16 protein-coding genes are annotated in these 19,447 nt (G+C 74.5%); 12 read left to right on the top strand and 4 right to left on the bottom strand.

Annotated features, from left to right (window positions below):
- Nucleotides 1–139 precede the first annotated feature (139 nt).
- Complete coding sequence (locus tag OG618_RS13575) at nucleotides 140–376, top strand: toxin-antitoxin system HicB family antitoxin (RefSeq protein WP_329487667.1); 237 nt, start codon at nucleotides 140–142, stop codon at nucleotides 374–376.
- Nucleotides 377–405: 29 nt separating this feature from the next.
- Nucleotides 406–795, top strand: a complete 390-nt coding sequence (locus OG618_RS13570) for a fic family toxin-antitoxin system, toxin component (protein WP_329487666.1) — start codon at nucleotides 406–408, stop codon at nucleotides 793–795.
- Nucleotides 796–944: 149 nt separating this feature from the next.
- On the opposite strand, the gene OG618_RS13565 is transcribed toward OG618_RS13570, so the two are convergent.
- Nucleotides 945–1,847, bottom strand: a complete 903-nt coding sequence (locus tag OG618_RS13565; protein ID WP_329487665.1) for a GNAT family N-acetyltransferase — start codon at nucleotides 1,845–1,847, stop codon at nucleotides 945–947.
- A gap of 283 nt (nucleotides 1,848–2,130) precedes the next feature.
- Here OG618_RS13565 and OG618_RS13560 point away from each other — a divergent pair, with 283 nt between their 5' ends.
- From OG618_RS13560 to OG618_RS13535, 6 genes are all read left to right on the top strand, one after another.
- Nucleotides 2,131–3,111, top strand: coding sequence for an ATP-grasp domain-containing protein (locus tag OG618_RS13560; protein WP_329487664.1), 981 nt, complete (start codon nucleotides 2,131–2,133; stop codon nucleotides 3,109–3,111).
- Complete coding sequence (locus OG618_RS13555; RefSeq protein WP_329487663.1) at nucleotides 3,108–3,968, top strand: ATP-grasp domain-containing protein; 861 nt, start codon at nucleotides 3,108–3,110, stop codon at nucleotides 3,966–3,968. Before OG618_RS13560 ends, OG618_RS13555 begins: the two co-directional genes overlap by 4 nt.
- A 52-nt stretch (nucleotides 3,969–4,020) precedes the next feature.
- Entirely contained in the window at nucleotides 4,021–4,851 is an 831-nt protein-coding gene (locus OG618_RS13550; RefSeq protein WP_329487662.1) for a putative RNA methyltransferase, read from the top strand.
- A gap of 262 nt (nucleotides 4,852–5,113) precedes the next feature.
- The gene (locus tag OG618_RS13545) at nucleotides 5,114–6,445 is read left to right on the top strand and encodes an AAA family ATPase (protein ID WP_329487661.1); all 1,332 of its coding nucleotides are present in this window, start codon (nucleotides 5,114–5,116) and stop codon (nucleotides 6,443–6,445) included.
- Nucleotides 6,442–6,822 carry a nucleotide pyrophosphohydrolase gene (locus OG618_RS13540; RefSeq protein WP_329487660.1) on the top strand — a complete coding sequence of 127 codons (381 nt, stop codon included), beginning with the start codon at nucleotides 6,442–6,444 and terminating at the stop codon, nucleotides 6,820–6,822. Before OG618_RS13545 ends, OG618_RS13540 begins: the two co-directional genes overlap by 4 nt.
- Before the next feature lie 358 nt (nucleotides 6,823–7,180).
- Entirely contained in the window at nucleotides 7,181–7,852 is a 672-nt protein-coding gene (locus OG618_RS13535) for a DUF6099 family protein (protein WP_329487659.1), read from the top strand.
- Here OG618_RS13535 and OG618_RS13530 read toward each other — a convergent pair.
- Nucleotides 7,798–8,046: a hypothetical protein gene (locus tag OG618_RS13530; protein WP_329487658.1), complete on the bottom strand. Its 249-nt coding sequence runs from the start codon at nucleotides 8,044–8,046 to the stop codon at nucleotides 7,798–7,800. The two genes, OG618_RS13535 and OG618_RS13530, sit on opposite strands and share 55 nt — an antisense overlap.
- Nucleotides 8,047–8,552: 506 nt before the next feature.
- The gene (gene dapD, locus OG618_RS13525) at nucleotides 8,553–9,542 is read right to left on the bottom strand and encodes a 2,3,4,5-tetrahydropyridine-2,6-dicarboxylate N-succinyltransferase (RefSeq protein ID WP_442906791.1); all 990 of its coding nucleotides are present in this window, start codon (nucleotides 9,540–9,542) and stop codon (nucleotides 8,553–8,555) included.
- Between the two features lie 258 nt (nucleotides 9,543–9,800).
- On the opposite strand from dapD, the gene OG618_RS13520 reads away from it, so the two are divergent.
- The 3 genes from OG618_RS13520 to argF all read left to right on the top strand — a co-directional run bounded on the left by OG618_RS13520 (nucleotide 9,801) and on the right by argF (nucleotide 15,442).
- The gene (locus OG618_RS13520; RefSeq protein WP_329487656.1) at nucleotides 9,801–11,465 is read left to right on the top strand and encodes a 3' terminal RNA ribose 2'-O-methyltransferase Hen1; all 1,665 of its coding nucleotides are present in this window, start codon (nucleotides 9,801–9,803) and stop codon (nucleotides 11,463–11,465) included.
- A complete protein-coding gene (locus tag OG618_RS13515; RefSeq protein ID WP_329487655.1) occupies nucleotides 11,462–14,128 on the top strand; it encodes a polynucleotide kinase-phosphatase in 2,667 nt (888 codons plus the stop codon). Before OG618_RS13520 ends, OG618_RS13515 begins: the two co-directional genes overlap by 4 nt.
- 312 nt (nucleotides 14,129–14,440) lie before the next feature.
- On the top strand, nucleotides 14,441–15,442 hold the full coding sequence (argF, locus tag OG618_RS13510) for an ornithine carbamoyltransferase (RefSeq protein ID WP_329487654.1): 1,002 nt from the start codon (nucleotides 14,441–14,443) through the stop codon (nucleotides 15,440–15,442).
- Nucleotides 15,443–15,469: 27 nt separating this feature from the next.
- Here the strand turns inward: argF and OG618_RS13505 are convergent, their stop codons facing one another.
- Nucleotides 15,470–16,132 (bottom strand): superoxide dismutase family protein, encoded by a 663-nt coding sequence (locus OG618_RS13505; protein WP_329487653.1) that lies wholly within the window; start codon nucleotides 16,130–16,132, stop codon nucleotides 15,470–15,472.
- A gap of 477 nt (nucleotides 16,133–16,609) precedes the next feature.
- Here OG618_RS13505 and acnA point away from each other — a divergent pair, with 477 nt between their 5' ends.
- The gene (acnA, locus tag OG618_RS13500; RefSeq protein ID WP_329487652.1) at nucleotides 16,610–19,270 is read left to right on the top strand and encodes an aconitate hydratase AcnA; all 2,661 of its coding nucleotides are present in this window, start codon (nucleotides 16,610–16,612) and stop codon (nucleotides 19,268–19,270) included.
- Nucleotides 19,271–19,447 lie beyond the last annotated feature (177 nt).

Here is a 19,447-nt window from a genome sequence, read left to right as displayed (position 1 = left end):
GTCGCCCGGGGTGGCGTTTTCCTGGCGTACGTGCCGTCGGGTCGGTCCGCCGGCAGGCGGGCGGCGGGCGCCGCCGGGGCGCGCGGCCCGGGCGTGTGCGCCCTTGTTGTGCTAGCACTTCAGCGCTAGCATGAATTTCATGGGTAAGAAACAGCTGAACGTCCGGGTGGACGCCACCACCGCGGAGATGGCCCGGGAGCGGGCGGAGCAGCAGGGGATCAGCATGAACCAGTACATCGAGCGCCTGGTCCAGCAGGACATGGGCGAGGCCGGGCGGGCGTTCGTCGACGCCGCCGCGCAGTTCATGAAGGAGTACGAGACGGCCTTCCTCGCCGAGTTCGGCGAGCACGGAGACCTCCAGGACGTGCGCCGTTGAACCTGGAGGTCGACCTCTCATGGCTGCTCATGACAGCCGAACAGTACACACCCGGTGACCCGCAGGTCACCGACTACGGATCGCTGCTCGCGGCGGTCACCCGCCACCAGGCCGAGATCTTCGACATCGCCGTCTACCCCGAACCGCAGGACCGCGCCGCCGCCCTGATGCACCAGCTCATCCGGGTGCCGGCCCTGGAGAAGACCAACGAACTGTTCGCCACCGCCGTCGCCTATGCCTACCTGGTGGCCAGCGGGTGCACCGTGGCGACCACCGCCCGCGAGGTGCGCAGCCTTGCCCGGGCCATCCGGGAGGGGCGGCTCGGGGTGTCCGGCGTCGCCGAGCGGCTGGCCGCCTGGGTGGTGGACGAGGCCGAGGGCGAGGACGTCAGCGGCGAGGACAACGAGGACGAGGAGTAGGCGCGGGCGCCTGGGTCTGGCGCCGGCCCGGCCGGGGCCGGAGTAGGCGCGGGCGCCTGGGTCTGGCGCCGGCCCGGCCGGGGCGCCGGTGGGTCGGGGCTCGGCCGGGTGGGCCCGCCGGTGCCGGCGGGCCCCTCGCTCGCCGTCGGCTACGCCGTGGCGGGTTCGCTCGCGGCGGGCTCGGTCGTGGTGGGTTCGGTCGTGGCGGGCTCGGCGATCAGGGCCGTCGCGAACGGGCGGAAACCCGCCCGGCAGTAGATCCGCGCGACGTCCTCGTCGGCGGCGGACAGGAAGACCGTCCGCACGCCGTTCGCCCGCGCGTGCGCGACCAGCGCCGCCGTCACCGCCAGGCCGAGGCCGCGGCGGCGGGCCGTCGGCAGGGTGCCGACGCCGGCCACCTCGGTGACCGGGCCGACCGGGTTGTGCTGGCCGGCGCAGAGCGCCGTACCGTCCTGGACGGCCGCGGCGAGCACGGTACGGCCGGCGGCGATCCGCTCGGCGATCCGCGCGACCGTGCCGTCGGAGGCCAACTGCTGTGCGGCTGCCGCCAGTTCGTCGGGGCCGGCCAGGCCGGTGGCGGTGCCCGGCTCGCCGAACGCGAGGTGTGGGACGGCCACCGCGCTCGCGAGGTCCGGGTCCTCGGCGGCCAGCACCCGCACCGACACTCCCGCGGGCGGCGCGGTCTCCGGCAGGGTGGGCTCCTGGTCCGGGCCCAGCACCAGCAGCGGGTGCTCGTGCACCGTCAGCCCGGCCTCCTCGACCGCCGCGCGCAGCCGCGGATCGTGCTCGGCCACCCACTCGAAGGCCTGCGGCGCGCCCAGCTCGCGCTGGCGGGCCAGCACGCGCAGGACGTCCTCGGCGGTGACCGCCGGGCCGGTGTGGCCGAGCGCCGGGCGGGCGTAGTACGGCCAGCCCTCGCCCTCGCGGACGAACAGGCTCAGCGGCCCGAAGTCCTCGACGCGGGCTGCGCTGCGCGGTACGGCGTCGTAGTAGCGCTCGATCTCGTCGAGGAGGGGGCGGAGGGCGGGATCAAGAGCGGCGGCAGAAGTCACGCGGTGCATCCAAGCAGGCCGGTCGGGTTCCTGCCAGCGATTTGCGGTCGGCCCGCCGTGCGCGGGGTCGGCGCGCGGACGGCCGGTCCGGGTGCGGACGGCCGGGTTTCCCGGGCCGCTGCCGCCCACTCCGGGGGCCGGGCATATCGGACCGATTGTTGCCGAATGCTTACAGGCCGGGCGATCTTGTGTGCGGGCCGCGTGGCATCCTGGGGCCTTTACAGCTCCGCCGGACCGGACGGCGGGCGTCGGCACGGGGAGAGGCGAGGGGGATGACAGGCTCATGAGGCTCTGCTTTCTGGTCGAGGAGCACTACCGGCACGACGGCATGCCGCTCGACGTGGTGCGTCAACTCACCGCCTGGGGCCACCGGGTGGACGTGCTGCGGCCCGGGAACTCGCTGATGGCGATCTCCGAGGCGGTGCGGGCCGGCAGCCATGACGCCTGGGTGCTCAAGACCGTCTCCGGCGGACCCGGCCTGACCCTCCTGGAGGCGGCCGCCGCCGTCGGCCTCACCACCGTGAACGACGTCCGTTCCATCCGCGGCGTCCGGGACAAGGCGCTCGCCGCCGTGATCGCGCGCACCCGGGGCCTGCCGGTTCCGGTGACCTACGCCGCCGCCCGCTGGGAGTGGCTGGCCGAGATCCCGGCCGCCGAGTACCCGCTGGTGGTCAAGCCCGCCGACGGCAGCTCCGGTCGGGCCGTGCGGCTCGTCCCCACCCCCGACCACCTGGTCGAGCTCGGACCCGAGCTGGCCGGCGAGGGCCTGTTGATCGCCCAGCCGTACGTGCCCAACTCCGGTACCGACCTCAAGGTGTACTGCGTCGACGGCGAGCTCTACGCGACCGAGCGCTGCTCCCCGCTCCACCCCGGCCAGGGGGTGCGCGAGCGGCAGGTGCCGCTCGGCGGCGACGTCGCCCGGATCGCCGCACAGGTCGGGGAGGTGTTCGGCCTCGACCTCTACGGCGTCGACGTGCTGCTCGGCCCGGACGGACCGGTGGTCGTCGACATCAACGACTTCCCCAGCTTCCGCCAGGTGCCGGACGCGGTCGCCCGCGTCTCCCGCGCCGTGCTGCGGCTGGCCCGCACCGGCACGGCCGTCTCCGCCCCGGCGCCCGCGCTCGCGCAGGAGCCGTCCGGGCCGATCGCCGAGCCGGTCCGGCTGCCCGTCCAGGGCGCGGCCGTGGCCGTGGGCGGCGCGGGCCCGTTCGACGGCCTCGGACGCGCCGACCTCGTCAACGGCGCGGTGGGCGGAACGCTGTGAGGATCGGCCTGCTCACCCCCGACCCCGGTCACCCGCTGCTCGCCGCCACCGCCGCGCTGCTGGCCCCCGACCACCGGGTCGAGAGCCTCGACGCCAACCGCGACGACCTGCCGCCCGCCGACCTCCTCGGCCCCGGCCCGCTCGCCGACGTGTACCTGCTCAAGGCCCGCACCCCGCAGGCCCTGGCGCTCGCCCGCCACCTGGAGGAGCGAGGCGCCCCCGTCGTCAACTCGGCCGCCGCGACGGCGTTCTGCCAGGACCGCACGGCCATGGCCGACCTCGCCCTGCGGTCCGGCCTGCCGTTCGCCGCCACCCGCACCGCCGCCGCCCTCACCGAACTGCCCGATCCCGACTACCCGTTGGTGATCAAGAGCCGGCACAGCCGCCGGGGCGACCTGGTCGCCCTGGTCGACGACGCCGCCCGGCTGCGCGCCCTCGCCGAGGAGTGGCCCGACGAGCCCGTGGTGGCCCAGCCCTACCTCGCCGGCACCGGCTGGGACCAGAAGCTCTGGGTCGTCGACGGGCAGGTGTTCTGCGCCCGCCGGCGCTCCGAACTCGCCGAACCCGCCGGCGAACCCGCCGAGGGCGGGGCGTTCGGCCCCCGCGAGCTGCCCGCCGACCGCGCCGGGCTGGCCCGCCGGGTCGGCGAGGTGTTCGGCCTCGACGTCTACGGCGTCGACCTGCTCGACGGCCCCGCCGAGCCGGACATCGTCGACATCAACGCCTTCCCCGGCATCCGCGGCCAGGCCGGCGCCCCCGAGGCCCTCGCCGCCCTCGCCCTCCGGGTGGCCCGGCAGGGCGGCGGCCACCGCGTCCCGGCACCACGGGATGCGCGGCGGGACACCGCCGGTCGTTAGGCTTGAGCCCTCCGGCCGGACCGCACGACCGGACGGCGAGAGAAGACGGACGTTGCTGCAGGACATCCAGCCCTACCTGGCCTGCCCGCACTGCGCGCAGGCCCTCACCCCGGACGGACGCGCGCTGCGCTGCCCGACCGGGCACAGTTTCGACGTCGCCAAGCAGGGCTACGTCAGCCTGCTCGCCGGTGACGCGCACACCGGCACCGGTGACACCGCCGACATGGTCGCCGCCCGCAGCGACTTCCTCGCCGCCGGCCACTACCGCCCGATCGCCGACGCACTCGCCGAAGCCGCCGCCGCCGTCGCGCCGGACGGCCTGGTCGCCGACCTCGGCGCCGGCACCGGCCACTACCTCGCCCACGTCCTGGACGCCCTGCCCGACCGGCCCGGCGCCGCCCTCGACATCTCCAAGTACGCGCTGCGCCGGGCCGCCAGGGCCCACCCCCGGATCGGCGCCGTGGTCTGCGACGCCTGGCGGCCGCTGCCGCTGCTGGACGGCGCCGCCGGGCTCGTCCTCAATGTCTTCGCGCCGCGCAACGGCCCCGAGATCCGTCGTGTGCTGCGCCCCGGCGCCACCCTGCTGCTGGTCTCGCCGACGCCGCGCCACCTGCGCGAACTCGTCGGCGCGCTCGGGCTGCTCTCGGTCGACGAGGAGAAGCAGCGCCGGATCGACGAGAAGCTCGGCCCCCATCTGACACCGGCCGGGCGCCAGGAGGTCGAGTTCGGGCTGCGGCTGTCCGCCGCCGACGTCCGCACGGTCGTCGGCATGGGGCCGAGCGCCTGGCACACCGACCGGGAGCGGCTGGCCGCCCGGCTCGCCGACCTGCCGGACCCGGTCGAGGTCACCGCCTCCGTGACGGTCGCCGCCTACCGGCGCTGAGCGGGTGGGGCGGGGAGCCGGGGGAGCCGGGGGTGCTCGGCGGTGTGGGGGCCGTAGTCCCGGGTCGGTACACGGCATAGCCCCTGGTCGGGCTGCGGCCGCCTCGTTGGGATGAAGGTGCCTCATTGGGATGAATCTGCCGGGCAGGCACGTTTCTGCCATCCGAGCGAGGGCTAACGTCCGACGGGTGAACCGCGACGCCACCCGGCCCGCAGCGCCGGCCCACCCCCATCAGCGGACCCCGGACCCAGGCCCGCCGCCCGTGCAGCGCCCCACCGTCGAGGAGATCCGGCTCACCTCGTTCAAGTCCTACCGGCGCGCGGTCCTGCCGCTCGCGCCCCTCACCGTGCTGTACGGGCCCGCCGGCGTCGGCAAGTCCAACGCCCTCGACGCCCTCGCCGTCCTCTCCCGGCTCGCCCTCGGCGAGGAGATCGGCGACTCCCTCGACGGCCTGCCCGGCCGCGGCGGCCCCCTCGGCACGGCCATCCGCGGCGGCCTCGACGGCTGCGTCCCGCACGGCCGCGACGCCGTCATCCTGGGCTGCACCGTCCGCTCGGACCAGGGGCAGATCCGGCTGGAGCTGGTCATCCGCACCGACGGCCCGGTCCGGATCGCCCGCGAGCAGCTCACCCTCGACGGCCGGACCCTCGTCGAGACCGGTGAGCAGGACCTCCTCCGCCGCCGCGTCAACGTCGGCTGGCACAACGACACCCGGCAGGGCGACATCCACGCCCCCTTCCCGAACACCACCCTGATCACCGCCCAGATCCCGCTGCGGGTCGCCGGGTCCTCGCCCGGCGAACGGACGGTGCTGGCCGCCACCGAACAGGTGCTCACCGCCCTGCGCGAGGTCTTCCCCGTCCACCCCGTGCCCGGGCTGATGCGCGACTGGGCCCGCCCCGACCCGCAGGCCCGCCTGCTCGGCAGCGCCGCCAACATCTCCGCCGTGATCGCCCGGCTCAGCAACGAATGCGCCCGCCGGTACGGCCAGCTGCTGCGCGTCGTCCAGTCCGCCGCCCCGCACCCGCTGCTCGGGATCGACCTCGCCCACCGCGGCGCCGGCGCCGACGAACGGGTCCTCGCCGTCTTCGACGAGGGCGTCCTCGGCCGCACCGGCGCCGACCAGGCCTCCGACGGCATGCTGCGCCACCTCGCGTTCGCCGCTGTGCTGCTCACCGGCGCCGGGGTGCTCGACCTCGACGTGGCCACCGAGGTGCCCTGGGCGCACCGGCAGCTCACCGTGCTCGCCGAGGACCTCGGGGCGGGGCTCGGCACCGAGCAGGCGGCCTCGTTGCTGCGGCTCGCCCGGGAGATGGCCGGCCGCAACCAGCTGCGGGTGCTGGCCGCGCTCCAGGAACCGGCCGCGGTGCGGGAGGCGTTCGGCGGGCCGGGCGAACTGCCGCCCGGCGTCGCCCTGGTGGAGTGCCGGCGCGACCCCGGCTCCGGGCACACCGTGCTGCGCACGGAGACCGCGCGGGTACCGGCCCAGGCCGCGCGCGGGGAGGCGGCGGGGCCGGCTCCGGGAGCGCCGGGGGCGGTCGGGCCACCGCGGCGGGCGGCCGCGGCCCGGGATGCGGTAGACCTGGACGGGTGAGCGATCGAGAGACGGAACCCGCCGGCCCCACCCTGGAGGGCCTGCGACAGCGGCTGACGGAGTTCGCCGCGGCGCGCAGCTGGGAGCCCTTCCACACGCCGAAGAACCTGGCCGCGGCGCTGACCGTGGAGGCCGGCGAGCTGCTGGAGATCTTCCAGTGGCTCACCCCCGAGCAGGCCGCCTCGGTGATGTCCGAGCCGGACGCGGCGCACCGGGTGCGGGACGAGGTCGCCGACGTCCTCGCGTACCTGCTGCAGTTCTGCACGGTGGTGGGCGTGGACCCGCTGACCGCCCTGGCGGCCAAGATCGAGCGCAATGAGCTGCGCTTCCCGGCGCCGGGGGCCGGGCCGGGACCGGGGGCGGGGTCCGCGCACTGAGGGGCGGTCCGGGCCGGGGGCGGACCGACGGGGCCGGGCCGTGGCCGGGCCGTGGCCGGCTCGTGGGCGGGTCGTGGGCGGGACCGTCGGGTTCCGGCTGTGGGCGGGAACCGTCGGCCGGGCCCCGGCCGCGCCTCGTGCTGCGGTCGGCGTCAACCGGGCGTGGGCGAACAACCCCTGGGAGGGACAAGAGTTGTCCACAGCCCCGGGGTTGTCCACAGGTTCCGGGCAGGTGGCTGCGCCGGTCCCTTCGCCGGCGCACGCTTTCGCCGTGACCAGGTGTCCACCGGTCGTACGGGTCCTACGGGCCGTACGACCGGGCGGGCACGGCGAGAACGGGTGGAAGGGGTGGCGGCCGATGGAGGCGCTGCGACTGATCAAGACGGCCCGGCACGCCCTGGCGGAGGCCAGGAACGTGTCCGACGTGCTGCTGGAGGCGCGGCAGGCCGCGCTGCTCACCGAGGCGGTGGGTGCCCGGCTGGCGGAGCTGGAGGATCCCGGACCGGACGACCTCGGGCTGGCGGGCCTCGGCCAGCAGCTGGCCGAGGCGGGTGCGCACGCGGCCGGCTGCCTGGACCAGTCCGCGGGCGACTCGTCCGCCCTGCTGGGCCTGGGCATCGGCGGCCGCGCCGGGCGGCTGACCGGGCTCGGTGAGATCGGCCCGGCCCTGGAGGGGCTGCTCGGGCTGCTCCAGGAGGTCGGCGAGACGCTGGTGGTGCTGGCCTGCGGGGCCGACACCGAGAGCCTCTACTGGACGTGCATCGACGGGGTCGACGCCGGAGCCGACTGCAAGGAGGTGGTGGGCCGGCTGCGGGAGGCCGTCCGACGGGCCGAGGGCGATCGGGAGACGACGGGCGACGAGGTCGATCCACCGCCGGTCCCGGTCCCGGCGGCCGGACAGGGGTCGCCGTTACTGGTGCTCCGGCTCGGCCCGCCGGGTGACGGCGAGCCGGGACAGGAGGCTCCGCGGCCGGACTACCGCGTGCCGGGCCCGGCCGGTGCGCCGGAGGTGTCCGTGCCGGTGGGGTAGCCGCTCGGGGAGGTGCGCCGGGCGCCCGACGACTGCAGGTCGGCGAGGTCCGCGGTGACCGAGGCGAGCAGCTCCTGCATCTGCTCCAGCAGGCTCTTCGGGGTGGCGGCGCCGGTCGGCCGTGCGGCGGCCGACCCGGACGGGTCGCTCGGGGACTGTGGCGCGGCAGGTGCCTCGGACCAGGGTTCGGACATGAGGGGACCTCTTCGGATCGGTGGTGCGGCGTCAGGCGGGCGGCGGCGGGCCGGCCGGTGGCGCGGGGTGGCCCGCCGCCTCGCCGACGGTTCCGACGCCCCGCCGCAGCAACCAACGAATCTCCGCGCGGCCGGGTCACCGGGCACCACCCGATGCGGTCCAACTCCCGTCGATGGTAAGCCTCCCGGGTGAGCCCGGGTTGCCGCCGGTGAGCCGCCTCGGCTAGGCACCGGGCAGGCGGGCAGGCGGGCAGGCGGCTGGGCCGAGTGGGGCCAGTGCGGCCGGTGTCGGCACGGCCGTGCCCGTGCCTGGACCCGGCGACCGTCCGGCTCGTCGTCCGGGCTGTCACCGGCCCGGACGACGAGTGCCTCGGGAGGGGAGCGGTGGGAGGGGTGGGGGTGGGCCCCCGAAGACGGGCAGACGCCACCCCGGGCAACCGCCCCGGAAAGCCGAAGCCCCGGCGCCGCAGAAGCGGCGCCGGGGCCCGAGACCTCGAAGGAGGCGATCAGTTGTGCGCGTGCAGCTCGGCGTTCAGACCGCCCCAGGAGCCGGCGCGGGCGATGACCTCGACCGCACCGGTCTGCGAGTTGCGACGGAAGAGGAGGTTGTCCTGGCCGGACAGCTCCACCGCCTTCGCCACCTTGCCGTCCGGGGTGGTCACCCGGGTGCCGGCGGTGACGTACAGACCGGCCTCGACCACGCAGTCGTTGCCCAGCGAGATGCCGATACCGGCGTTGGCGCCGAGCAGGCAGCGCTCGCCGACCGAGACGACCTGCTTGCCGCCGCCCGACAGGGTGCCCATGATCGAGGAGCCGCCGCCGATGTCGCTGTGGTCGCCGACCACGACGCCCGCGCTGATCCGGCCCTCGACCATGGAGGTGCCCAGGGTGCCGGCGTTGAAGTTGACGAAGCCCTCGTGCATCACGGTGGTGCCGGCGGCCAGGTGCGCGCCGAGCCGGACACGGTCCGCGTGCGCGATCCGCACCCCGGAGGGGGCGACGTAGTCGGTCATCCGCGGGAACTTGTCGATCCCGTACACGGCGAGCTGGCCGCCCTGGGCGCGGACCGCCAGCCGGGCCTGCTCGACCTTGTCCACCTGCACCGGGCCGATGCTGGTCCAGGCCACGTTGGCGAGCAGCCCGAACAGGCCGTCCAGGCTCTGGCCGTGCGGCTTCACCAGACGGTGGCTCAGCAGGTGCAGGCGCAGGTAGGCGTCGTGCGCGTCGATCGGCTTCTCGTCGAGCGAGGCGATCGTGGTGCGCATGGCGACCACCTCGACGCCGCGGCGCGCGTCGGCGCGCAGCGCCTCGGCGGCGCCGGCGCCCAGCTCGGTCTCGGCCTGCTCGGCGGTCAGGCGGACGGTGCCGGCCGGGCCGGGCTCGGCGGCCAGGGCGGGGGCGGGGTACCAGGTGTCGAGGACGGTGCCGTCGGCGGCGATGGTGGCCAGACCGGCGGCGACGGCGCCGCTTGCGAGGGAGGTGGATTCAGCAGTCACATCGTGCACGTTAACGAATGCGGGCCGTCGGTGCCGAACACGCTCACCGTGCGGACGGGGCCGCAGGCCGCTCCGGGCCGCGGCGCGACCGGGTCCGGAGCCGTCGCGGAAGGCCCCGGACGCGCCGTGCGCGAGGTCCCCGGCGGGCTGTCGCGGGGCCTCCCCGGGAGACCACGCCACGCCCGGGCGCGCGGAACCCGGTGCCCGGCGCGCAAAACCCGGTGCTCGGCGGGCAGGAGCTGGGCAATACTCGGGCCGGTGTTCATGTCGATCTCCACCACCGGTACTGCCGAGAGCCCGGCCACCGACCTCGGCTTCCTGCTGCACAAACACCCCGGCAAGGTCCAGCGGTTCGGGACGTCGCACGGCGAGGCCCACGTCTTCTACCCGGAGGCGGGCGACGAGCTCTGCACGGCCGCGCTGCTGCTCGACATCGACCCGATCGCACTGGTCCGCCGCGGCCGGGGCAAGGGGCGGGGCGGCTCGCCGGACTTCGCGCTCGCGCAGTACGTCAACGACCGCCCCTACGCCGTGTCCTCGCTGCTCGCGGTGGCCCTGCGGACGGTGTTCCGTTCGGCGATGAAGGGTGTCTGCGAGGCCCGCCCCGGGCTGGCCGAGCGTCCCCGCCCGCTGCGGATCGCGCTGCCCGCCGTGCCCGCCAACGGTTCGGGCGAGGGCGGCGGCCCGGCCATGGTGGCCCGGCTCTTCGAGCCGCTGGGCTGGCAGGTCGAGGCGGTGGCGATCCCGCTGGACGAGGAGTTCCCCGAGTGGGGCGAGTCGCGCTACGTGCGGGTCGAGCTGTCCTGCGCGGCCGTCCGCCTCGCGGACGCGCTCCAGCAGCTCTACGTCCTGCTGCCGGTGCTCGACGGTGCCAAGCACTACTGGGTCGCCCCGGACGAGGTCGACAAGCTGCTCGCCGCCGGCGAGGGCTGGCTGGCCGACCACCCGGAGCGGGCCCTGATCGCCCGTCGGTACCTCTCCCGGCGCTGGTCGCTCACCCGGACCGCGATGGAACGCCTGGAGCTGGCCCGGCTCGCCGAGGCCGACGACCGCGAGGTCGAGGAGATCGACAACGCGGTGGACGACACCGACGGCTCCGAGCCCGGCGCCGCGCACCCCGCAGGCGCCGAGCCGGCCGAGCCCGCCGGTCCCACCGAGGAGACGGCGCCGGGGGCCGCGCCGAAGCAGCCCCCGCTCGCCGAGCAGCGCCGGACGGCGATCCTGGCCGCCCTGCGCGAGGTCGGGGCGGCCCGGGTGGCCGACCTCGGCTGCGGGCAGGGCGAGCTGATCGGCGCCCTGCTCAAGGACGCCCGGATCACCGAGGTGCTCGGGGTCGACGTGTCCGCCCGGGCGCTGGCAGCAGCGGCCCGCAAGCTGCGGCTGGAGCGGATGCCGGAGCGTCAGGCGGCCCGGGTCAAGCTGGTCCAAGGCGCGCTGACGTACACGGACGCGCGGCTGAAGGGCTTCGACGCGGCCGTGCTCTGCGAGGTGATCGAGCACCTGGACGTGCCCCGGCTGCCCGCCCTGGAGTACGCGGTGCTCGGGGCGGCCCGCCCGTCGGCGGTCGTCGTCACCACGCCGAACGCCGAGTACAACGTCCGCTGGGAGAGTCTGCCGGCCGGCCACGTCCGGCACGCCGACCACCGCTTCGAGTGGGACCGCGCGCAGTTCCGTGCCTGGGCCGAGCGGGTGGCGCGGACGTACGGCTACACCGTCGTGATCCGCCCGGTCGGGCCGGAGGACCCCGAGGTGGGGCCGCCGACCCAGCTCGCGCTGTTCCGCGTCGGCACCCCGGCCGAGCCCACGGTCCCCACGGCCGGCTCCACCGTCTCCACCGACCCGGAGGCCGCCGGTGGCGGCACCGTCGCCGCCGGCACCACCGCACCCGCCCGCACGACGCCCGAAGGGGGCGAGCCCCGATGACGACCGACGACGACGCACAGTCCCCGAGCCCCACCGGGCCCACGCCCACCACCGCGGAGACCCCCGGCACCCCCGGCACCCGCACCCCCGGGGCGCGCCGCCTCCCGGTCACCGACGTCTCCCTCGTCGTCCTGATCGGCACCAGCGGCGCGGGCAAGTCCAGCTTCGCCCGCAAGCACTTCCTGCCCACCCAGGTGATCTCCTCCGACTTCTGCCGCGGCCTGGTGGCCGACGACGAGAACGACCAGTCCGCCTCCGCCGAGGCCTTCGACGTGCTGCACTACATCGTCGGCAAGCGCCTCGCGGCCGGCCGGCTGACCGTCGTCGACGCCACCAACGTCCAGTCGGAGGCCCGCAAGCAGCTGATCCGGATCGCCCGCGACCACGACGTGCTGCCGATCGCGATCGTGCTGGACGTCCCCCCGGGCGTCTGCGCCGAGCGCAACCGCTCCCGCCCGGACCGCCAGCTGCCCGCGCACGTGGTCCCGCGCCAGCACCGCGAACTGCGCCGTTCGGTGCGGGGCCTGGAGCGCGAGGGCTTCCGCAAGGTGCACGTCCTGCGCGGCGAGGCCGAGGTCGAGGCCGCCGAGATCGTGCCCGAGAAGCGCTTCAACGACCTGCGCCACCTCACCGGTCCGTTCGACATCGTCGGGGACATCCACGGCTGCCGCTCCGAGCTGGAGACGCTGCTCATCCGCCTCGGCTACGCCCTCGCACGGGACGACGCCGGCCGCGCGGTGGACGCCGTCCACCCCGAGGGCCGCACCGCCGTCTTCGTCGGCGACCTCGTCGACCGCGGCCCGGACACGCCGGGCGTGCTGCGCCTGGTGATGGGCATGGTCGCGGCCGGGCACGCGGTCTGCGTCCCGGGCAATCACGAGAACAAGCTCGGCCGGGCCATGGACGGCAAGAAGGTCACCGTCTCGCACGGCCTCCAGGAGTCGCTGGACCAGCTGGCGGGGGAGTCGGAGGAGTTCCGCGCCGAGGTCCGGGCGTTCATGCGCGGCCTGGTCAGCCACTACCTGCTGGACGGCGGCGCCCTGGTGGTCTGCCACGCCGGCCTGCCGGAGAAGTACCACGGCCGGGCCTCCGGCCGGGTGCGCTCGCACGCGCTCTACGGGGACACCACCGGCGAGACCGACGAGTACGGCCTGCCGGTGCGCTACCCGTGGGCGGAGGAGTACCGGGGCAGGGCCCTGGTGGTCTACGGCCACACGCCGGTGCCGGTGGCGAGCTTCCTCAACAACACCATCTGCCTGGACACCGGCTGCGTCTTCGGCGGCAGCCTGACCGCGCTGCGCTACCCGGAGCGCGAGCTGGTGAGCGTCGAGGCGGAGCAGGAGTGGTACGCGCCGGTCCGGCCGATGATCACGGACGCGCCCGGCTCGCGCGAGGGCCGTCCGCTGGACCTCGCGGACGTGGCCGGCCGCCGGGTGGTCGAGACCGCGCTGCACGGCCGGATCGCCGTCCGGGAGGAGAACGCGGCGGCCGCGCTGGAGGTGATGAGCCGCTTCGCGATCGACCCCCGGCTGCTCGCCTACCTGCCGCCGACCATGGCCCCGAGCGCGACCTCGCGCCGCCCCGGCTACCTCGAACACCCGGAGGAGGCCTTCCTCGCCTACCGCGAGGACGGCGTCCGGCAGGTGATCTGCGAGGAGAAGCACATGGGCTCCCGCGCGGTCGTGCTGGTGGCCCGGGACGACACGGCGCTGGAGAAGCGGTTCGGGCTGGCCGGTCCGGGGGCGATCTGGACCCGGACCGGCAGGGCGTTCCTCGGCGACGACGGCCTGACCGCCGCCGTCCTGGGCCGGCTGCGGGCCGCGGCCGAGAGCTCCGGGCTCTTCGACCGGCTGGGCACCGGCTGGCTGCTGCTGGACACCGAGCTGATGCCGTGGTCCCTCAAGGCCACCGAGCTGCTGCGCCGCCAGTACGCGGCGGTCGGCGCGGCGGCGCGCGCGGCGCTGCCGCAGGTGCTCACCGCGCTGGACCAGGCGGCCGGCCGCGGGCTCGACCTCTCCGCGCTGACGGCCCGCCAGCGGCAGCGCGCCGCCGACGCGCGGGCGTTCACCGAGGCGTACCGGCGGTACTGCTGGCCGACCGAGGGCCTGTCCGGCATCCGGCTGGCGCCGTTCCAGGTGCTGGCCGCCGAGGGGGCGAACCTCGCGGTGCGCCCGCACGACGAGCACCTCGCCTGGATCGACGGCCTGGTCGACGCCGACCGCGCGGCCGAGCCGGACGCCCCGGTCCTGCACCGGACGGCCCGGCTGCTGGTGGACACCGGTGACGAGGCGTCCGTCGCCGCGGCCGTCGCCTGGTGGGAGGAGCTCACCGGGGCGGGCGGCGAGGGCATGGTGGTCAAGCCGCTGGTCTCGCCGGCCCGGGGCAGGGCCGGGGAGGGCCGCCCGGGCGGGCTGGTCCAGCCCGGGGTCAAGGTCCGCGGCCGCGAGTACCTGCGGATCATCTACGGGCCGGACTACACCGAGTACCTGGACCAGCTGCGGCAGCGCTTCCTCGGGCACAAGCGCTCGCTGGCGCTGCGCGAGTACGCGCTGGGCCTGGAGGCGCTCGACCGGCTGGCGGCGGGCGAGCCGCTCTGGCGGGTGCACGAGCCGGTGTTCGCCGTCCTCGCGCTGGAGTCCGAGCCGGTCGACCCCCGGCTGTAGGGGCGGGACCGCGGTGGCCGGCCTGCGCCGCCCGCCGCGCCCGGTCCACCCGTCGGCGGGTCCGTCCAGGAGCCGCGTCACCGGGGCGGGCCGGGCCCCGCGGGCACCCCGCGGGGCCCGGCCCGCCCGGCGCCCGGTACCGTCGCCCGTCTCGGCGGGCCCGGCCGCGCCCCGGTTCGCCCGGTTCGCCCGAGCGGCCGGGGGTGTCGAAGCCCGGCCGGCCGGACTGCCGCGAAGGCTTTGCATACAAATTCCAACCGTCGTATACAATTGCCGCTTCGCCGTTCGTCCACGTCACCCCAGGAGCCCGGCATGGCCTTCAACCTCCGGAACAGGCACTTCCTCAAGGAGCTCGACTTCACTCCCCAGGAGTTCCGTTTCCTGGTGGACCTCGCCGCTCAGCTCAAGGCGGCGAAGTACGCGGGCACCGAGCAGCCCCGACTGCGGGGCAAGAACATCGCGCTGATCTTCGAGAAGACCTCCACCCGGACGCGCTGCGCCTTCGAGGTCGCCGCCCACGACCAGGGCGCCACCACCACGTACCTGGACCCGTCCGGCTCGCAGATCGGCCACAAGGAGTCGATCAAGGACACCGCGCGGGTGCTCGGCCGGATGTTCGACGGCATCGAGTACCGGGGCCACGGCCAGGAGGTCGTCGAGGAGCTGGCCGCCCACGCGGGCGTCCCGGTCTGGAACGGCCTGACCGACGAGTGGCACCCCACCCAGCTGCTCGCCGACGTGCTGACCATCCAGGAGCACACCGCCAAGCCGCTGCCCGAGGTGACCCTCGCCTACCTCGGCGACGCCCGCTCCAACATGGGCAACTCGCTGCTGGTCACCGGCGCGCTGCTCGGCATGGACGTCCGGATCGTCGCGCCCCGGGCGCTCTGGCCCGCCGCGGACGTCCGCAAGGCGGCCGAGGTGCTCGCCGAGTCGACCGGCGCCCGGATCACCCTCACCGAGGACGTCGCCGCCGGGGTGGCCGGCGCCGACTTCCTCTACACCGACGTCTGGGTCTCGATGGGCGAGCCCAAGGAGGTCTGGGCCGAGCGGATCGAGCTGCTCAGGCCCTACCAGGTGTCGATGGACACCGTCCGGGCCACCGGCAACCCGGCCGTGAAGTTCCTGCACTGCCTGCCCGCCTTCCACGACCTGGGCACGGTGGTCGCGCGGCAGCTGCACGAGCTGACCGGGATGGCCGAGCTGGAGTGCACCGACGAGCTGTTCGAGTCGGACCACTCCATCGTCTTCGACCAGGCGGAGAACCGCCTGCACACCATCAAGGCCGTCCTGGTCGCCACCCTCGGGTCATAGGGATCGCCGGACGGCCCCTGGCGGCGGTCAGAGCTTCAGCTTGACGCAGGCGGCCCGGTCGCCCGCGGCGTGCGGTCCGGCCGGGGTGCCCGCGTGCAGGACCAGCGAGCGCGCCTCGCCCGGCCGGGGGTGCCAGGCCACCGAGCCGGCCGCCGAGCCGGCGCCCCGGCCGTCGGTGCGCAGCGTCAGCCGCAGCTCGTTGCGGTCGTTGGCGTAGGCGGGGTCGGTGGACGGCTGCACCGGGTCCACCACGTGCTGGTAGTGCGGGCCGGAGGCGGCCGGGTCGGCCCCGCAGGAACCGGTGTGCAGGTGCGCCGGGAACTCGTGGTCCGGAGCGAGCCCGGACACCGTCATGGTCAGCAGGGTCTGCCCCGGCACCGAGCGGTCCACCACCACGCGAACGTGCGAGCCGTACGGCACCAGGTCGGCGGCGTGGCTGATCGCGGTCGGCGGGACGAAGGCGGACGCCGGGTCGAAGTCCGCCTCGACCACCGAGACCACCCGGGCCCCGGTGCCGTCGGCGTCAGCGGCTTCACCGGAGGTCCCGGCGCCGCCGGACCCCTCGGAGAGCGGCGACGCCGGCGCGGCCTGGGCGGTCTGGGCGGCCCGGGCGGGGGGAGCGGTCGCGGCGGTGGCGGCGGGCGCCAGCAGGGCGAGCGGGAGCAGGGCGGCGGCGATCGGACTGGGCATCGGCGGGCCTTCCGGGGAGCGGGCGAGCGGTACGGCGGACGCCGTGCTCAACGGCGGTCGCCACCGAACGGACACCCCCGGCACGCGCCCGGTCTCCCCGGGCCGCCCGCACCGGCTCGGCCGCCCCGCCTGCGCCCGGTCCCCACCCCGGTCCCGCGCCGCCGCCGCCTCGCCTGAGCCCCGGTCCCCGCCCCGCGAACACCGCTGGACACCCGGCCTTGGGGGCCTCGTCACGAGGGGTTCGGAAGAGATGTGCCGGGCGCGGGCAGCGTGGAGGTGGTGCCGACGTGGCGGACGCGCCGCCATGCACTATGGTTTATCTCGACATCGAGATAACTGCCCATTACTCTATATCTCGACATCAAGATACTTGCCGAGAGGCGCTCACCGGCGGTGCGGGCAAGGTCAGCCTAAGTAAGGCTGACCTTACCACCGTGGCGGCCGGATACCGCACGAAGCACCTAGAAGGAGTCAGTCGTGTCCGCGAACAGCTTCGACGCCCGCAGCTCGCTGCAGGTGGGCGACGAGTCGTACGAGATCTTCAAGCTCTCCGCCGTCGAGGGTTCCGAGCGGCTGCCCTACAGCCTCAAGGTGCTGCTGGAGAACCTGCTCCGCACGGAGGACGGCGCGAACATCACCGCCGACCACATCCGCGCGCTCGGCAACTGGGACGCCGACGCCCAGCCGAGCCAGGAGATCCAGTTCACTCCGGCCCGAGTGATCATGCAGGACTTCACCGGCGTGCCGTGCGTGGTCGACCTCGCCACCATGCGTGAGGCCGTCAAGGAGCTGGGCGGCGACCCGGCCAAGATCAACCCGCTGGCCCCGGCCGAGCTGGTCATCGACCACTCCGTCATCGCCGACAAGTTCGGCACCCCGGACGCCTTCGTCCAGAACGTCGAGATCGAGTACGGCCGCAACAAGGAGCGCTACCAGTTCCTGCGCTGGGGCCAGACCGCGTTCGACGAGTTCAAGGTCGTCCCGCCCGGCACCGGCATCGTCCACCAGGTGAACATCGAGCACCTGGCCCGCACCGTCATGGTCCGGGGCGGCCAGGCCTACCCCGACACCTGCGTCGGCACCGACTCGCACACCACCATGGTCAACGGCCTGGGCGTGCTGGGCTGGGGCGTCGGCGGCATCGAGGCCGAGGCCGCGATGCTCGGCCAGCCGGTCTCCATGCTGATCCCGCGCGTGGTCGGCTTCAAGCTCAACGGCCAGCTGCCGGCCGGCACCACCGCCACCGACCTGGTGCTCACCATCACCGAGATGCTGCGCAAGCACGGTGTGGTCGGCAAGTTCGTCGAGTTCTACGGCGAGGGCGTCACCGCGATCCCGCTGGCCAACCGCGCCACCATCGGCAACATGTCGCCGGAGTTCGGCTCGACCTGCGCGATCTTCCCGATCGACGCCGAGACCATCAACTACCTCAAGCTCACCGGCCGCAGCGAGCAGCAGCTCGCCCTGGTCGAGGCGTACGCCAAGGAGCAGGGCCTCTGGCACGACCCGTCGGTCGAGCCGGTCTACTCCGAGTACCTGGAGCTGGACGTCTCCACCGTCGTCCCGTCGATCTCCGGCCCGAAGCGCCCGCAGGACCGCGTGATCCTGGCCGAGGCCGCCGACAAGTTCGCCGAGGCGCTGCCGACCTACTCGGCCGAGGCCTCGAAGCCGACCGCGGTGACCGCCCCCGACGGTTCGACCTACGAGATCGACAACGGCGCGGTCGTGATCGCCTCGATCACCTCCTGCACCAACACCTCCAACCCCTCCGTCATGCTGGGCGCCGCCCTGCTGGCGAAGAAGGCCGTGGAGCGTGGCCTGACGGTCAAGCCGTGGGTCAAGACCACCCTGGCCCCCGGGTCCAAGGTCGTCATGGACTACTACGAGAAGGCCGGCCTGCTCCCCTACATGGAGAAGCTGGGCTTCAACCTGGTCGGCTACGGCTGCGTCACCTGCATCGGCAACTCGGGCCCGCTGCCCGAGGAGGTCTCGGCCGCGGTCAACGAGTCCGACCTGGCCGTCGTCTCGGTGCTCTCCGGCAACCGCAACTTCGAGGGCCGGATCAACCCCGACGTCAAGATGAACTACCTGGCCTCCCCGCCGCTGGTGGTCGCCTACGCCCTCGCGGGCAACATGAACGTCGACATCACCCGCGACGCGCTGGGCCAGGACGCCGACGGCAACGACGTCTTCCTCGCCGACATCTGGCCGTCGGAGCGGGAGGTCGCCGACACCGTCGCCGGCTCCATCGACGAGGCCATGTTCGACAAGGGCTACCAGGACGTCTTCGCCGGTGACCACCGCTGGCAGTCGCTCCCGGTCCCGACCGGCAACACCTTCGAGTGGGACGCCGAGTCCACCTACGTCCGCAAGCCCCCGTACTTCGAGGGCATGGCCAAGACCCCGAGCCCGGTGACCGACATCGCCGGCGCCCGCGTCCTGGCCAAGCTGGGCGACTCGGTCACCACCGACCACATCTCCCCGGCCGGCAACATCAAGCCGGGCACCCCGGCGGCGCAGTACCTGACCGCCAACGGTGTGGAGAAGCGCGACTTCAACTCGTACGGCTCGCGCCGCGGCAACCACGAGGTGATGATCCGCGGCACCTTCGCCAACATCCGCCTGCGCAACCAGATCGCGCCGGGCACCGAGGGCGGCTACACCCGCGACTTCACCCAGGCCGACGCGCCGGTGTCGTTCATCTACGACGCCTCGCAGAACTACCAGGCCGCCGGCATCCCGCTGGTCGTCCTGGCCGGCAAGGAGTACGGCTCGGGCTCGTCCCGTGACTGGGCCGCCAAGGGCACCGCGCTGCTGGGCGTGAAGGCCGTCATCGCCGAGTCCTACGAGCGCATCCACCGCTCCAACCTGATCGGCATGGGCGTCCTGCCGCTGCAGTTCCCGGAGGGCCAGAACGCCGAGTCCCTCGGTCTGACCGGCGAGGAGACCTTCTCCTTCACCGGCGTGACCGAGCTCAACGAGGGCCGCACCCCGGCCACCGTCAAGGTCAAGGCCGTCGGCGCGGACGGGAGCAGCAAGGAGTTCGACGCGGTCGTGCGCATCGACACCCCCGGCGAGGCGGACTACTACCGCAACGGCGGCATCCTGCAGTACGTGCTGCGCAGCCTGATCGGCTGAGCACCGCACGGGCGGCGGGGCTGAGCGAGGAAGAACGGCTCCGCCGGTAAAGAGGCAGTCAAGAGGCCGGATCGCGTCAACGCGGTCCGGCCTCTTGTATGTCCGGCCCGAATGGACTAAACCTCTGTTTCAGCTTGGTCCAGACCATTTGACGCTGAATCAGAGAAAGCCGCAGGT

Source organism: Kitasatospora sp. NBC_01246, from assembly GCF_036226505.1.
Taxonomy (GTDB): domain Bacteria; phylum Actinomycetota; class Actinomycetes; order Streptomycetales; family Streptomycetaceae; genus Kitasatospora.
This window is presented reverse-complemented; position numbering and strand designations above follow the sequence as displayed.